Origin of the sequence: Methylophilus aquaticus, assembly GCF_030769565.1 — a bacterium.
Classification (GTDB): Bacteria; Pseudomonadota; Gammaproteobacteria; order Burkholderiales; family Methylophilaceae; genus Methylophilus; species Methylophilus aquaticus.
Map to the genome: position 1 here is coordinate 1 of NZ_JAVCAP010000029.1, position 15,678 is coordinate 15,678.

Sequence of the window (15,678 nt, forward strand, 5' to 3'; positions counted from 1 at the left end):
GTATCTATCACTGTGCAACTGATTGCACCAATCGCGATGGAAGATGGTCTGCGTTTCGCGATTCGTGAAGGTGGTCGTACCGTTGGTGCTGGCGTTGTTGCCAAAATCATCGAGTAACTAAATTTGTTCACAAAAGCTGCACAACAACCCGTGCAGCTTTTGTAGTAAGTGAGTACAGGCCAATAGCTCAATTGGTAGAGTATCGGTCTCCAAAACCGAGGGTTGGGGGTTCGAGACCCTCTTGGCCTGCCAAACACCCGGAATAGTCTGTGGTGTTCATCATAAAGTTAAGTATATGATCGATAAAATCAAACTGGCTTTGTCCCTGTTGTTGCTAGCTTTGGGGATAGCCGGTTTTTATCTTTTTGAAGATAAAGCAATGGTAGTCAGAATACTTGCCATATTGGCAGGTATCGTCGCGTCTGTAGCAGTGGCGTGGACCACTGCCCAAGGCAAGGAAGCGCTGGGATTCGTCAATGAGTCCATCGCTGAAGCCAAGCGTGTGGTTTGGCCTACCCGGCAAGAAACGATTCAAACGACTTTTGCGGTAATGGTGTTGGTGATCATTATGGCGATATTTTTGGCATTGGTGGACGTGAGTTTCGCCTATATGGTGCAGTTGATTATGGGTCGAGGTGCTTAATGACGATGCGTTGGTATGCAGTACAAGCGTTTTCCGGAATGGAAAAATCCGTTAAAGCCGGTTTGGAAGAGCGTATTGTAAGGTCTGGTTTGCAGGATCAGTTTGGGGATATTTTGGTGCCTGTTGAAGAGGTTATTGAAATGAAGTCTGGCCAGAAAACCATTTCAGAGCGTCGCTTGTATCCAGGGTATGTTCTGGTGCAAATGCAAATGACCGATGAAAGCTGGCATCTGGTAAAAAGTACACCGCGCGTGACTTCTTTTATCGGTGGTACGGCGCAGCGCCCAACCCCGATCAAGGATAAAGAAGTCGAGATTATTCTGCGTCGTATGGATGACAGCAAGTCTAATCCAACCCAGAAAATGACCTTTGAAAAAGGTGAAAGCGTACGCGTCATCGACGGGCCATTCAAAGATTTTTCCGGCAATGTTGAAGAAGTTAATTACGATAAGAACAAGTTGCGCGTCTCAGTCGTTATTTTTGGCCGTGCAACACCGGTCGAGCTTGACTTTGCGCAGGTTGAAAAAGAAGTCTAGTTTAAAAATAGTTCAGTTAAAAAGCTTTAGTAGTAGTTTTTATCAACGGGGAGCTCTGCCAAGAGCGCTATTACCCATTTTAGGAGTCAAAAATGGCAAAGAAAGTCATTGGCTACATCAAGCTGCAGATCCCTGCAGGTAAAGCCAACCCAAGCCCACCCGTCGGTCCAGCACTGGGTCAACGTGGTTTGAATATCATGGAATTCTGTAAAGCGTTCAATGCTGCAACACAGGGCATGGAGCCAGGTCTGCCAGTGCCAGTTGTGATCACTGCATTTGCTGACAAGAGCTTTACCTTCATTATGAAGACGCCTCCAGCGACTGTTTTGATCAAAAAAGCAGCGAAACTGGAAAAAGGTTCACCACGTCCACATACAGACAAAGTAGGCAAGATTACACGCGCACAAGCTGAAGAAATTGCTAAAACCAAAATGCCTGACCTGACTGCGGCAGACATGGATGCTGCTGTACGTACCATCGCTGGTAGCGCACGCAGTATGGGTATTGAAGTGGAGGGTGTATAACATGGCCAAGAGAATTAATGCGTTGCGTGCCAAAATTGACCGCAACAAGCTGTACCCTGTTTCTGAAGCATTGACGATGGTTAAAGAGGGCGCAACTGCCAAGTTTAACGAGTCTGTAGATGCCGTGGTAAATCTGGGTATCGATGCACGTAAATCTGATCAGCTGGTGCGTGGCGCCATCGTATTGCCTAACGGTACCGGTAAGTCTGTCCGCGTGGCTGTGTTCGCACAAGGTGCACAAGCTGAAGCGGCTAAAGCAGCAGGTGCTGATATTGTTGGTTTTGAAGATCTGGCCGAACAAGTCAAAGGTGGTATGCTGGATTTTGACGTGGCGATTGCCACTCCAGATGCAATGCGTATCGTCGGTGCTCTGGGTCAGGTGTTGGGTCCACGTGGTTTGATGCCAAACCCGAAAGTGGGCACTGTGACACCTGATGCTGCGACTGCCGTTAAAAATGCGAAAGCTGGTCAAGTACAGTATCGTACTGACAAAGGTGGTATTGTACATTGCACCATTGGCCGTGCTTCTTTCACCGTTGAGCAATTGCAAGGTAACTTGTCTGCTTTGCTGGAAGCATTGAACAAAGCCAAGCCAACCAGCTCTAAAGGTGTCTACCTGAAAAAACTGTCCGTATCCAGCACCATGGGTCCTGGCGTACGTGTAGATCAAGCATCAGTAGCTGCATAAGAATCAAGTCCCGGTCCATGTCTTGGGCCGGGCAATTACTTTGGGCTTGAGTCTTCTTTAGGATGGCTCAAGAGCATCAAAGACCGTTGGCGTGTTTCACTTAATGAGAATGGTTGGGCAAATGGGTGAGAGATCCTCTGTTTGTCAAACGATTCAAACCAACGCAGATGGCGACCCCGACACAGGATATATCCAAGCCCTGAATAAGGACGCCGTGAGTGGCCCGATATTTCATCGGGCTTTCATTAACGGAAGGAGAACAGACCTTGAGTCTTAATCTTACAGAGAAAAAAGAAGTCGTTGCAGAGGTAGGCGCCCAAGTGGCGAATGCACAGGCAATCGTACTTGCTGAGTATCGTGGTATCGGCGTAGCCAATATGACGAAACTGCGTGCAGATGCACGTAATGCAGGTGTGTATTTGCGTGTGTTGAAAAATACCCTGGTGCGTCGTGCAGTAGAAGGTACGCCTTTTGCAGCATTGGCTGACGACATGGTTGGTCCATTGGTATACGGCATTTCTGCTGATCCGGTGGCTGCTGCCAAAATCATGAACAACTTTGCAAAAAGCAATGACGTGTTTGTGATTAAAGCAGGTGCGATGCCTAACGAGCGTCTTGATGTGGCTGGTGTGCAAGCACTGGCATCTACATTAAGCCGTGAGGAATTGTTGTCTAAATTCGCTGGTACGCTTAACGAAGTTCCAACCAAGTTTGCACGTGCGATCGCCGCAATTCGCGACGCAAAAGAAGCAGCGTAACTTTTTATTACTTTCAAAATTTAGGAATTTATTATCATGGCAATTTCAAATGCTGACATTTTAGATGCAATCGGTGGGATGACTGTTTTAGAGTTGACTGCTTTCATCAAAGAAATCGAAGAAAAATTTGGCGTATCTGCTGCTGCTGTTGCAGTGGCTGCTGGTGCCGGTGCTGCTGCTCCAGCAGCAGCAGCTGAGCAAACTGAGTTCAACGTTATCTTGAATAGCGCTGGCGACAACAAAGTTAGCGTCATTAAAGCGGTTCGTGAATTGACTGGTCTGGGCTTGAAAGAAGCTAAAGACGTAGTGGATGGCGCACCTAAAGCTGTTAAAGAAGGCGTAAGCAAAGCTGACGCTGAAGCAGCTGTTAAAAAATTGATCGAAGCGGGCGCAACTGCAGAGATGAAATAATTCACTTTTGTGAATCTGGCTGGGCTGACGGGAGACCGTCGGCCTTCGCCATTTTTGGCATTGCAAACTTTAAAAAATTTGTAACTGCCTGAAAAGTGTAGTGGTATGTAGTCTTATGGTCATTTGCACTTAATGTAAGTGGCTGTTTTTAAACGAAGTTAGATGTCAAAACATTGCAGTGGATGAAAAGTGTTTTGTCTTCTACCCTCAAAAAATTTCAGGAGACGCTATGAGCTATTCCTTTACCGAAAAGAAACGCATCCGCAAAAGTTTTGCAAAGCGTGAGAGCGTTCAAGAGGTGCCCTATCTGCTGGCCATGCAGTTGGAATCTTACAAATCATTCCTGCAAGAAGATGTGCCTGCAGACCAACGTAATAACGCTGGTTTGGAATCAACCTTTCGTTCAGTATTCCCTATCGTCAGCCATTCGGAAAATGCCCGTCTGGATTATGTCAGCTATCAGCTGGGTGCCGAGCCATTTGATGTGAAAGAGTGCCAGCAGCGCGGCTTGACCTATGCTGTGCCATTGCGCGTAAAAGTGCGTTTGACGATCATGGATCGCGAAGCGTCCAAACCGACCGTCAAAGAAGTGAAAGAACAAGAAGTTTACATGGGTGAATTGCCGCTCATGACTGAAAACGGTTCGTTCATCATTAACGGTACCGAGCGTGTGATTGTGTCCCAATTGCATCGCAGCCCGGGTGTGTTCTTTGAGCATGACCGAGGCAAAACACACAGCTCCGGTAAGTTGCTGTTCTCTGCACGTATTATTCCTTACCGTGGTTCCTGGTTGGATTTCGAATTTGACCCAAAAGACTACCTGTATTTCCGGGTTGACCGTCGTCGCAAGATGCCTGTCACCATACTGCTTAAGGCATTGGGATATACACCAGAACAAATTCTAGAAATATTCCACGACACCGACACTTTCCATTTGGGTCCCAAGGGCGTGGAATTTGAGTTGGTTGCCGATCGCCTGCGTGGTGAGGTGGCAAAATTTGATATCACGGACAAAGAGGGCAATGTGCTCGTTGCAAAAGACAAGCGCATTACGGTCAAGCATATCCGCGATATTGAAAAAGCTGGCGTTAAAACCATGGCGGTGCCAACTGACTTTGTCATGGGGCGTGCTGTAGCACGAAACATCATCGACACTGAAACAGGTGAGCTGATTGCCAATGCCAATGATGAAATTACTCCCGCTTTGCTGGAAAAGCTGATCGCTGCGAAAATCAGTGAAGTAGATACGATCTACACTAACGATCTGGATCACGGTAACTTTATCTCGCAAACATTGCGCTCAGACGAGGTGCCTGACCAGTATAGCGCACGCGTTGCAATTTATCGCATGATGCGTCCAGGCGAACCACCAACTGAAGATGCGGTGGAAGCTTTGTTTAATGGCCTGTTCTTCTCGGAAGATCGTTACGATCTGTCTGTGGTAGGTCGTATGAAATTTAACCGTCGTGCCTATCCAAGCAAACTGGAAGACCGCGCTGCACACTGGATTCGTCGTTTCTACGAAAATGTAGGGCCGCAAGGCGATACTGGCGCCAATGTCTTGTCAAATCAGGATATTTTGGCGGTGATTGGTGTATTGATTGAGTTGCGCAATGGTCGCGGTGAGATTGATGATATTGACCATCTGGGCAATCGTCGTATCCGTTCCGTCGGTGAATTGGCTGAAAATCAGTTCCGTGCAGGCTTGGTGCGTGTTGAGCGTGCAGTTAAAGAGCGTCTGTCACAAGCAGAATCAGAAAACCTGATGCCGCACGACCTGATTAATGCGAAACCCGTTTCAAGTGCCATCCGTGAGTTCTTTGGTTCCAGTCAGCTGTCACAGTTTATGGACCAGACTAATCCGCTGTCAGAGATTACGCACAAGCGTCGTATCTCCGCCTTGGGCCCAGGCGGTTTGACCCGTGAACGTGCCGGTTTTGAGGTGCGTGACGTACATACGACCCATTATGGCCGTGTGTGTCCAATTGAAACACCGGAAGGTCCCAACATTGGTTTGATTAACTCATTGGCGCTGTATGCGCGTACCAATGAGTATGGTTTCCTTGAAACACCCTACCGTCTGGTAGAGGGTGACAAGGTTTCTGACAGGATTGATTACTTGTCTGCCATCGAAGAGAGCCAGTATGTCATTGCGCAGGCCAACACCGATGTGGGTAAGGATGGTGGCTTTACTGAAGATTTGGTATCTGCCCGCTTCCATAATGAATTTACCATGACGCAGCCAGAGCGCGTACAGTACATGGATGTGGCGCCTGGTCAGATTGTGTCGGTTGCGGCCTCTCTGATTCCCTTCCTCGAACACGATGACGCGAACCGCGCATTGATGGGTGCCAACATGCAACGTCAGGCTGTGCCTTGCCTGCGTGCTGAAAAAGCCGTGGTAGGTACTGGTATCGAACGTACCGTGGCTGTTGACTCGGGCACGGTCGTTACTGCCCGTCGTGGTGGTATTGTCGATTATGTTGATTCTGGCCGTATTGTGATTCGTGTGCATGACGTTGAAGCATTGGCGGGTGAAGTCGGTGTGGATATCTACAACCTCACCAAATACACGCGCTCTAACCAGAATACCAATATCAACCAGCGTCCGCTGGTAAAAGTTGGGGATGTGATTGCGCGTGGTGATGTGGTGGCCGATGGTGCTTCGACCGATATGGGCGAACTGGCACTTGGCCAGAACATGCTGGTGGGCTTTATGCCATGGAACGGCTACAACTACGAAGACTCGATTTTGATCTCCGAGCGCGTGGTGGCTGATGACCGTTATACGTCTATCCATATTGAAGAGCTGTCAGTGGTTGCCCGTGACACCAAACTGGGCCCTGAAGAGATTACCCGCGATATTTCCAACCTGTCCGAGCGTATGCTGGGCCGTCTGGATGACTCCGGTATTATCTACATCGGTGCTGAAGTGGAAGCTGGTGACGTACTGGTGGGTAAAGTGACACCAAAAGGTGAAACAACTTTGACGCCGGAAGAAAAATTGTTGCGTGCAATTTTCGGTGAAAAAGCATCCGATGTGAAAGACACCTCGCTGCGTGTGCCATCAGGCATGACCGGTACCGTGATTGATGTGCAAGTCTTTACCCGTGAGGGTATCGATCGTGATGATCGCGCGCAACAAATTATTGATGACCAGTTGTCACATTACAAGAAAGATCTGGGCGACCAGATGCGTATTGTAGAAGACGATACGTTTGGCCGTATCAGCCGCCTGCTGGCTGGTAAAGTGGCGACTGGTGGTCCTAACAAGCTGAAAAAAGGCGATACGCTGACTCAGGAGTACCTGGAAAGCGTGGGTCGTTATGACTGGTTCGATATTCGCTTGAGCGACGAAGAAGCAGCACGTCAACTGGAGCAACTGAAAGACAGTCTGAGCCAGGCACGCGTTGAATTTGACAACAAGTTCGAAGAGAAAAAGCGTAAACTGACCCAAGGCGACGAGTTGCCACCTGGCGTACAGAAGATGGTCAAAGTCTATCTGGCTGTGAAACGCCGTATCCAGCCTGGTGACAAAATGGCCGGCCGTCACGGTAACAAGGGTGTGATCTCAAAAATCTGTCCCGTTGAAGATATGCCACACATGGCTGACGGTACGCCGTTAGACATCGTACTGAACCCGCTGGGCGTGCCTTCACGGATGAACATTGGTCAGATTCTGGAAACCCACTTGGGCTGGGCAGCTAAAGGTCTGGGTAAACGCCTGGGCGATATGTTGCAGGCTGAGGCTAAAGTCGCAGAAATCCGCGCTTTCCTAGACAAGATCTACAACAGCAGCACTGGCAAGAAAGAAGACATTGCTGGCCTGACTGACGTCGAAGTGATCGATTTGGCAACCAACCTGAAACACGGCGTGCCATTTGCAACGCCAGTGTTTGACGGTGCTGCTGAGTCAGACATTCGTGCCATGCTGGATCTGGCGTTCCCGGATGACGACGAGCACACCAAGAAATTGCAGTTCCACGCAGGTAAAACACAGGTCAAACTGTTTGACGGCCGCACTGGCGATGCTTTTGAGCGTCCAGTCACCGTTGGTTACATGCACGTACTGAAGCTGCACCACTTGGTCGACGACAAGATGCATGCACGTTCTACCGGTCCTTACAGCCTGGTGACACAACAGCCGTTAGGTGGTAAAGCCCAGTTCGGTGGTCAGCGCTTCGGTGAGATGGAAGTTTGGGCACTGGAAGCGTATGGTGCGTCATACACCTTGCAAGAGATGTTGACAGTGAAATCAGATGACGTGAATGGCCGTACCAAAGTGTACGAAAACATCGTCAAAGGTGAGCACAAAATTGATGCGGGTATGCCTGAATCATTCAACGTGTTAGTGAAAGAAATCCGTTCACTGGCCATTGATATTGATTTGGACCGTAACTAAGCCCCGCCATTAAGGAGAGTCTCTATGAAAGCGTTATTAGATTTATTTAAACAGGTTACGCAAGAAGAAGAGTTCGACGCGATCAAGATCGCGCTGGCTTCACCTGAAAAAATCCGTTCATGGTCCTATGGCGAAGTGAAAAAGCCAGAAACCATTAACTACCGTACCTTCAAACCAGAGCGGGACGGTCTGTTCTGCTCCAAGATCTTTGGCCCGATCAAGGATTACGAGTGCTTGTGCGGTAAATACAAGCGTTTGAAACACCGTGGTGTCATTTGTGAAAAATGTGGCGTTGAAGTCACACTGAGCAAAGTACGTCGTGAGCGTATGGGCCACATTGAACTGGCTTCACCCGTGGCACACATCTGGTTCCTGAAATCCTTGCCTAGCCGCTTGGGTATGGTGCTGGATATCGCATTGCGAGACATTGAACGCGTGCTGTACTTTGAAGCATTCATCGTGATCGACCCAGGTATGACGCCGCTGACCCGTGGTCAGTTGCTGACTGAGGATGACTACATTGCCAAGGTTGAAGAGTTCGGTGATGAGTTCAATGCGGTCATGGGTGCCGAAGCGATTCGCGAATTGCTGCGTACCATGGGCATTGACCGTGAAATTGAAACGCTGCGCAGCGAATTGTCTGCAACCAGCTCAGAAGCCAAGATCAAGAAAATCGCCAAGCGTCTGAAAGTGCTGGAAGCTTTCCAGAAATCCGGCATCAAGCCAGAGTGGATGATTCTGGAAATCTTGCCAGTCTTGCCACCAGAATTGCGTCCATTGGTACCTTTGGACGGTGGCCGTTTTGCCACTTCTGACCTGAACGACTTGTATCGTCGCGTGATTAACCGTAACAATCGCCTGAAGCGTTTGTTAGAGTTAAAAGCACCTGAAATCATTGTACGTAACGAAAAACGTATGTTGCAGGAAGCGGTAGACTCACTGCTGGATAACGGCCGTCGCGGTAAGGTGATGACCGGTGCTAACAAGCGTCCGCTGAAGTCACTGGCTGACATGATCAAAGGTAAGGGCGGTCGTTTCCGTCAGAACTTGCTGGGCAAGCGCGTCGACTACTCCGGTCGTTCCGTGATTGTGGTGGGTCCACAATTGAAACTGCACCAGTGCGGTTTGCCTAAGAAAATGGCACTGGAATTGTTCAAACCATTTATCTTCCACAAACTGGAAGTATTAGGCTTGGCAACCACCATCAAAGCAGCGAAGAAGAAAGTGGAGGAGGAAGGACCAGAAGTTTGGGATATCCTTGAAGACGTGATTCGTGAGCATCCGGTACTGTTGAACCGTGCACCTACATTGCACCGTTTGGGTATCCAGGCCTTTGAACCAGTGCTGATCGAAGGGAAAGCCATACAATTGCACCCATTGGTATGTTCTGCCTTTAACGCCGACTTTGACGGTGACCAGATGGCGGTACACGTCCCATTGAGTCTGGAAGCACAAATGGAAGCACGCACTTTGATGCTGGCGTCCAACAACGTGTTGTCTCCAGCCAACGGCGAGCCAATTATTGTCCCTTCACAGGATATCGTATTGGGCCTGTACTACATGACGCGTGAAAAAGTAGCTGCGCGTGGTGAAGGCATGATCTTTAGTGATATCAAAGAGGTGCAGCGTGTTTATGACCAGGGTCTGATTGATCTGCATGCCAAAGTGACCGTGCGTATTAAAGAATACGAGATGGATGTGGCTGGTCAGAAAACCGAGAAAATCAACCGTTATGAAACGACAGTTGGTCGTGCCCTGTTGTCAGAAATATTGCCACCTGGCTTGCCATACAGCTATATCGACAAGGCATTGAAGAAAAAAGAAATTTCACGTTTGATTAACGCGAGCTTCCGTAAAGTCGGTATACGCGAAACCGTGATCTTTGCTGATAAATTGATGTACACCGGTTACTCCTATGCGACCAAAGCGGGTATCTCTATCAGCATCAATGACATGTTGGTGCCGCCAGAGAAAGCGCAATTGATTGCGGCAGCTGATGCTGAAGTGAAAGAAATCGAAGATCAATACGTTTCCGGTCTGGTTACGCAGGGTGAGCGTTACAACAAGGTGGTGGATATCTGGGGTCGTGCAGGTGACAAAGTGGCGGATGCCATGATGAAACAACTGCGTGAAGAAGATGTGAAAGACGCTACAGGTAATGTGGTTATGAAAGACGGTAAGGCTGTACGTCAGGAGTCGTTTAACGCGATTTACATGATGGCGGACTCAGGTGCGCGGGGTTCTGCGGCGCAGGTGCGTCAGCTGGCTGGTATGCGTGGCCTGATGGCGAAACCGGATGGCTCCATTATTGAAACGCCGATTAAAGCGAACTTCCGTGATGGCCTGAACGTATTGCAGTACTTTATTTCTACCCACGGTGCACGTAAGGGCTTGGCCGATACGGCATTGAAAACAGCCAACTCGGGTTACCTGACCCGTCGTCTGGTTGATGTGACGCAAGATCTGGTGGTGACTGAAATTGATTGCGGCACCGTTGAAGGGTTGGTCACCAAGGCATTGGTTAAAGGCGGTGAAGTGGTTGAGCCGTTACATGACCGTATTCTGGGTCGCACAGCAGCACTCGATGTGCTGCACCCGGAAACACAAGAGGTTATCTATCCTGCTGGTACGCTGTTAGGTGAGGACGAAGTTGAAAAAATCGATGCCCTGGGCATTGATGAAGTCAAAGTACGTACCGCACTGACCTGCGATACCCGCTACGGTATTTGTGCCAAGTGTTATGGCCGTGACCTGGGTCGCGGCAAGCTGATCAGTATCGGTGAATCCGTCGGTGTGATTGCTGCGCAATCCATTGGTGAGCCTGGTACCCAGCTGACCATGCGTACATTCCACATCGGTGGTGCAGTATCACGTGCAGCTTCTGTATCACAAGTTGAAAGTAAGTCTAACGGTAGCGCAGGTTTTACTTCAACCATGCGTTATGTGACCAACTCTCGCGGTGAGCAAATTGTGATTTCACGTAATGGTGAAGTGGTTATTTCTGATGACAATGGCCGTGAGCGTGAGCGCCATAAAGTCCCTTACGGTGCAACATTGACCGTCAGCGATGGCAAGACTGTCAAAGCTGGCCAGGCATTGGCCACATGGGATCCGCATACGCGTCCGATTATTACCGAGTATGCAGGCCGCATCAAGTTTGAAAACGTTGAAGAAGGTGTGACGGTTGCGAAGCAGGTGGATGAAGTCACTGGCTTGTCCTCGCTGGTGGTGATTGATCCAAAACAGCGTGCAGGTTCAACCAAAGGACTGCGTCCTCAAGTGAAACTGCTGGATGCCAATGGTGTTGAAGTAAAGATTACCGGAACTGAAACACCAGTGAACGTGACCTTCCAGCTGGGTTGCATCATTACCGTTAAAGATGGTCAGGAAGTGGGTGTGGGTGAAGTATTGGCCCGTATACCGCAAGAGTCCTCCAAAACGCGTGATATTACCGGTGGTCTGCCAAGGGTAGCCGAACTGTTCGAAGCGCGTTCACCGAAAGATGCCGGTATGCTGGCAGAGGTCACAGGTACAGTTTCGTTTGGTAAAGATACCAAAGGCAAACAACGGCTGGTGATTACCGATCTGGATGGTATCACCAGTGAGTTCCTGATTGCCAAGGATAAGCACGTGACAGCCCATGATGGCCAAGTGGTCACCAAGGGTGAAACTATTGTGGACGGCCCAGCTGATCCGCAAGATATCCTGCGATTGCAAGGTCGTGAAGCATTGGCCCGTTACATTATTGACGAAGTGCAGGACGTATACCGCTTGCAGGGCGTGAAGATTAACGACAAGCATATTGAAGTGATTGTGCGTCAGATGCTGCGTCGTGTGCGTGTAACGGATGCAGGTGAAACTGGTTTCATTCAAGGTGAGCAGGTGGAACGTGCGGATCTGTTGACAGAAAACGAACGCGTGATTGCTGATAACAAGCGTCCGGCGACGTTTGAGTATGTGTTGCTAGGCATTACTAAAGCCTCACTGTCGACTGACTCGTTCATCTCGGCAGCTTCCTTCCAGGAAACGACCCGTGTCTTGACCGAGGCGGCGATTTTGGGCAAGCGCGATGATTTACGCGGCTTGAAAGAAAACGTGATCGTGGGTCGATTAATCCCGGCCGGCACTGGTTTGGCTTATCATGAGTCCCGTAAAAAGGCGGCTTTAAATGCGTTGACACCTGATGTTGCCACGCCTTCAGAGGCGATGCTGGCGGCAGAAGCTATGTTTGCACCAGAAGAAGTTGTGGAAGAAACAGCAGCAGATGACACTGCTGCAGAGTAATTTCAGCCAGGTTTAGTCCCCAGAGCAAGGGGTGTCAAGTATGAATAATGCTTGACACCCCTTGACTCTATTACTAAAATGCTGAGTTTTTCAGAATAGCCTTATTGTTTCAATAAGGCATTATTATTGATAGCTAGCCTATCCAGGGTATTCCTGACTCTGGTGAAGGCTTTTTAAGTAGAGGTTAAGGCAATGCCAACCATTAATCAGTTAGTACGTAAACCACGCGTTAAAGTGGTAACCAAGAGCAAGGTTCCAGCCCTGGAAGCTTGCCCGCAGAAGCGTGGTGTGTGCACCCGTGTATATACGACAACACCAAAAAAACCAAACTCCGCCTTGCGTAAGGTGGCTAAAGTGCGCCTGACCAACGGTTACGAAGTGATTAGCTACATTGGCGGTGAAGGCCACAACTTGCAGGAGCACTCGGTGGTGTTGCTGCGCGGCGGTCGTGTAAAAGACTTGCCGGGTGTGCGTTACCACATGGTGCGCGGTAGCTTGGATACGGCTGGCGTGAAAGACCGTAAGCAGTCACGTTCCAAGTACGGTGCGAAGCGTCCTAAAGAAGCTAAAGCTTAATTTATTAAGTAGCAACGGATAATTTATCCATTTTTATAGCGGCTGAAATGCCTTGCGAGTGTCATTGCTAGCAAAAATTTAATTGAAAAGAGAATCGTATGCCAAGACGTAGAGAAGTCCCCAAACGTGTAATCTTGCCGGATCCAAAATTTGGTAGCCAGGAAGTATCCAAGTTTGTAAATGTGTTGATGACAGGCGGTAAAAAGTCTGTTGCTGAACGCATCATTTACGGTGCCTTTGACCAGGTGGCCAGCAAGAGCGGTAAGGATCCGCTGGAGTTATTCACAACAGCGTTGAATAATCTGCGTCCTGTAGTTGAAGTGAAGAGTCGCCGTGTCGGTGGTGCTAACTACCAGGTGCCTGTTGAGGTGCGTCCAAGCCGTCGTAGTGCGTTGGCAATGCGCTGGTTGCGTGATGCCGCGCGTAAGCGGGGCGAAAAATCCATGGGTCTGCGTTTGGCGGCTGAGCTGATTGAAGCGTCTGAGGGCCGTGGTTCTGCAATGAAGAAGCGTGAGGAAGTTCACCGTATGGCAGAGGCAAACAAAGCCTTCTCACACTTCCGTTTTTAATTAAACGACCTCGTTCTTTAATAATTAGTTGAATTGATAGCAAAGGTAAAGCATCGTGGCACGTAAAACCCCTATTGAACGCTACCGTAATATTGGTATTTCTGCGCATATTGACGCAGGTAAAACAACCACTACAGAACGTATTTTGTTCTACACCGGTGTGAATCACAAAATTGGTGAGGTGCACGATGGTGCGGCTACCATGGACTGGATGGAGCAAGAGCAAGAGCGTGGTATTACCATTACTTCTGCGGCAACTACCTGTTTTTGGAAGGGGATGGATCTTTCCTTACCTGAGCATCGATTCAACATTATTGATACCCCGGGGCACGTGGATTTTACCATTGAGGTAGAGCGCTCCATGCGCGTGCTCGATGGTGCTTGCATGGTGTACTGTGCAGTGGGTGGTGTACAGCCGCAATCTGAAACTGTATGGCGTCAGGCCAATAAATACAAAGTGCCGCGTCTCGCCTTTGTGAATAAAATGGACCGTTCCGGTGCAGATTTCTTCAAAGTTGTAGAGCAAATGAGAACGCGCTTGCGCGCGACTCCTGTGCCAGTTGTAATTCCTATTGGTCGTGAAGATACGTTCACTGGTGTCGTTGATCTGATTAAAATGAAAGCGATCATCTGGGATGAGGCTTCGCAAGGCATGAAATTCACTTACGGTGAAATTCCTGCTGATCTGGTTGAGACGGCTGCAAAATGGCGTGAGCAAATGGTTGAGTCTGCTGCTGAAGCCAGTGAAGAGTTGATGAATAAATACCTGGAAAACGGTGATCTGGAAGAAAAAGAAATCGTTTTAGGGATTCGTACGCGTACTATCGCTGGCGAAATTCAGCCTATGTTGTGTGGTTCAGCCTTTAAAAACAAGGGTGTGCAGCGTATGCTGGATGCAGTGGTTGATTTCTTGCCGTCTCCAATCGATATCCCTGATGTGACTGGCGAAGATGATGATGGCAAGCCTGCCAGCCGTAAAGCAAATGATAAAGAGGGCTTCTCCGCTTTAGCATTTAAATTGATGACAGACCCGTTTGTAGGTCAGTTGACTTTTATCCGTGTGTACTCTGGTGTGTTGAATAAAGGCGATACTGTTCTTAACTCTATCAAGGGTAAAAAAGAACGTATTGGCCGTATTGTGCAAATGCACGCCAACAACCGTGAAGAGGTTGATGAGGTGTTGGCAGGTGATATTGCAGCCTGTATCGGTTTAAAGGATGTGACGACTGGTGAATCATTGTGCTCACCAGACAAGCCTATCATTCTTGAGCGTATGATTTTCCCTGAGCCGGTGATTCACGTCGCTGTTGAACCAAAAACCAAGAGTGACCAGGAAAAAATGGGCTTGGCTTTGGGGCGTTTGGCACAAGAGGATCCTTCTTTCCGTGTGCGTTCAGATGAGGAGTCTGGCCAAACCATTATTTCCGGTATGGGAGAATTGCACCTGGAAATTCTGGTTGACCGTATGCGTCGTGAGTTCAACGTTGAGGCGAACGTAGGTGCGCCACAAGTAGCTTACCGTGAAGCGATTCGCAAATCTGTGGAAGTTGAAGGCAAGTTTGTCAAGCAGTCTGGCGGTAAAGGTCAGTACGGTCACGTTTGGCTCAAAATGGAGCCTAACGAAGCTGGTAAAGGCTATGAGTTTGTCGATGCCATTAAAGGTGGTACCGTGCCACGCGAATTTATTCCAGCTGTTGACAAGGGTCTGCGTGAAACCATTCCTGCAGGTATCCTCGCTGGCTTCCCGGTTGTTGACGTAAAAGTGACTTTGTTTGATGGTTCCTACCATGACGTTGACTCGAACGAAAACGCGTTCAAGATGGCAGCCTCTATTGGTTTCAAAGATGGTATGCGTAAAGCAGACCCGGTGCTGCTAGAGCCTATGATGGCTGTTGAAGTGGAAACGCCAGAAGAGTACATGGGTGACGTGATGGGTGACTTGTCATCTCGTCGTGGCATCATTCAAGGTATGGATGACATGCCTGGTGGCGGCAAAGCAATTAAAGCTGAAGTGCCGTTATCTGAAATGTTTGGCTACTCCACTGTAGTACGTTCCTTGTCCCAAGGGCGCGCAACTTACAGTATGGAATTCAAACACTATTCAGATGCACCAAAAAACGTTGCGGATGCAATCATCAACAAAAAATAACTGATTATTTAAAAGATTAATTAAAGGAAAACATCATGGCAAAAGGCAAATTTGAACGTACCAAGCCACACGTAAACGTTGGTACGATTGGTCACGTTGACCACGGTAAGACAACATTGACAGCGGCGATCACCACTG

General features: G+C 48.8%; 13 protein-coding genes and 1 tRNA gene. All 14 read left to right on the forward strand.

Translation table 11 applies throughout. The features are described from left to right. Positions 1 to 117: EF-Tu C-terminal domain-related protein (locus Q9291_RS12125; RefSeq protein WP_502306678.1), on the forward strand; the 117-nt coding region annotated here is incomplete at its 5' end. Positions 118 to 176: 59 nt separating this feature from the next. After that, positions 177 to 252, forward strand: a tRNA-Trp gene (locus tag Q9291_RS12130). Between the two features lie 43 nt (positions 253 to 295). Then, the gene (gene secE / locus Q9291_RS12135) at positions 296 to 643 is read left to right on the forward strand and encodes a preprotein translocase subunit SecE (protein WP_306390339.1); all 348 of its coding nucleotides are present in this window, start codon (positions 296 to 298) and stop codon (positions 641 to 643) included. Then, positions 643 to 1,179 carry a transcription termination/antitermination protein NusG gene (gene nusG, locus Q9291_RS12140; protein ID WP_306390340.1) on the forward strand — a complete coding sequence of 179 codons (537 nt, stop codon included), beginning with the start codon at positions 643 to 645 and terminating at the stop codon, positions 1,177 to 1,179. Before secE ends, nusG begins: the two co-directional genes overlap by 1 nt. A gap of 92 nt (positions 1,180 to 1,271) precedes the next feature. Then, positions 1,272 to 1,703, forward strand: coding sequence for a 50S ribosomal protein L11 (gene rplK, locus Q9291_RS12145; protein WP_306390341.1), 432 nt, complete (start codon positions 1,272 to 1,274; stop codon positions 1,701 to 1,703). Between the two features lies 1 nt (position 1,704). Continuing rightward, a complete protein-coding gene (gene rplA / locus Q9291_RS12150) occupies positions 1,705 to 2,391 on the forward strand; it encodes a 50S ribosomal protein L1 (RefSeq protein ID WP_306390342.1) in 687 nt (228 codons plus the stop codon). Between the two features lie 266 nt (positions 2,392 to 2,657). After that, the gene (gene rplJ / locus Q9291_RS12155) at positions 2,658 to 3,149 is read left to right on the forward strand and encodes a 50S ribosomal protein L10 (RefSeq protein WP_306390343.1); all 492 of its coding nucleotides are present in this window, start codon (positions 2,658 to 2,660) and stop codon (positions 3,147 to 3,149) included. Positions 3,150 to 3,185: 36 nt separating this feature from the next. Then, positions 3,186 to 3,560 carry a 50S ribosomal protein L7/L12 gene (gene rplL / locus Q9291_RS12160; RefSeq protein ID WP_306390345.1) on the forward strand — a complete coding sequence of 125 codons (375 nt, stop codon included), beginning with the start codon at positions 3,186 to 3,188 and terminating at the stop codon, positions 3,558 to 3,560. A gap of 229 nt (positions 3,561 to 3,789) precedes the next feature. Beyond that, the gene (gene rpoB, locus Q9291_RS12165) at positions 3,790 to 7,962 is read left to right on the forward strand and encodes a DNA-directed RNA polymerase subunit beta (RefSeq protein ID WP_306390346.1); all 4,173 of its coding nucleotides are present in this window, start codon (positions 3,790 to 3,792) and stop codon (positions 7,960 to 7,962) included. A 24-nt stretch (positions 7,963 to 7,986) separates the two neighbouring features. Continuing rightward, positions 7,987 to 12,246, forward strand: coding sequence for a DNA-directed RNA polymerase subunit beta' (gene rpoC / locus Q9291_RS12170; protein ID WP_306390347.1), 4,260 nt, complete (start codon positions 7,987 to 7,989; stop codon positions 12,244 to 12,246). Positions 12,247 to 12,438: 192 nt separating this feature from the next. After that, positions 12,439 to 12,822: a 30S ribosomal protein S12 gene (gene rpsL / locus Q9291_RS12175; RefSeq protein WP_018987692.1), complete on the forward strand. Its 384-nt coding sequence runs from the start codon at positions 12,439 to 12,441 to the stop codon at positions 12,820 to 12,822. 98 nt (positions 12,823 to 12,920) lie between these two features. Further along, complete coding sequence (gene rpsG / locus Q9291_RS12180; protein ID WP_306390348.1) at positions 12,921 to 13,391, forward strand: 30S ribosomal protein S7; 471 nt, start codon at positions 12,921 to 12,923, stop codon at positions 13,389 to 13,391. A 55-nt stretch (positions 13,392 to 13,446) separates the two neighbouring features. Continuing rightward, positions 13,447 to 15,540 (forward strand): elongation factor G, encoded by a 2,094-nt coding sequence (fusA, locus tag Q9291_RS12185; protein WP_306390349.1) that lies wholly within the window; start codon positions 13,447 to 13,449, stop codon positions 15,538 to 15,540. A 35-nt stretch (positions 15,541 to 15,575) separates the two neighbouring features. After that, a partial coding sequence (locus Q9291_RS12190) for a GTP-binding protein (RefSeq protein WP_033456734.1) occupies positions 15,576 to 15,678 on the forward strand: 103 nt, incomplete at its 3' end.

Bases quoted from the DNA above. Each gene is read 5' to 3' on its own strand.
- rplA (WP_306390342.1), top strand. From the start codon at position 1,705: ATGGCCAAGAGAATTAATGCGTTGCGTGCCAAAATTGACCGCAACAAG.
- rplK (WP_306390341.1), top strand. From the start codon at position 1,272: ATGGCAAAGAAAGTCATTGGCTACATCAAGCTGCAGATCCCTGCAGGT.
- rplL (WP_306390345.1), top strand. From the start codon at position 3,186: ATGGCAATTTCAAATGCTGACATTTTAGATGCAATCGGTGGGATGACT.
- rpoB (WP_306390346.1), top strand. From the start codon at position 3,790: ATGAGCTATTCCTTTACCGAAAAGAAACGCATCCGCAAAAGTTTTGCA.
- rpsG (WP_306390348.1), top strand. From the start codon at position 12,921: ATGCCAAGACGTAGAGAAGTCCCCAAACGTGTAATCTTGCCGGATCCA.
- rpoC (WP_306390347.1), top strand. From the start codon at position 7,987: ATGAAAGCGTTATTAGATTTATTTAAACAGGTTACGCAAGAAGAAGAG.
- secE (WP_306390339.1), top strand. From the start codon at position 296: ATGATCGATAAAATCAAACTGGCTTTGTCCCTGTTGTTGCTAGCTTTG.
- nusG (WP_306390340.1), top strand. From the start codon at position 643: ATGACGATGCGTTGGTATGCAGTACAAGCGTTTTCCGGAATGGAAAAA.
- rpsL (WP_018987692.1), top strand. From the start codon at position 12,439: ATGCCAACCATTAATCAGTTAGTACGTAAACCACGCGTTAAAGTGGTA.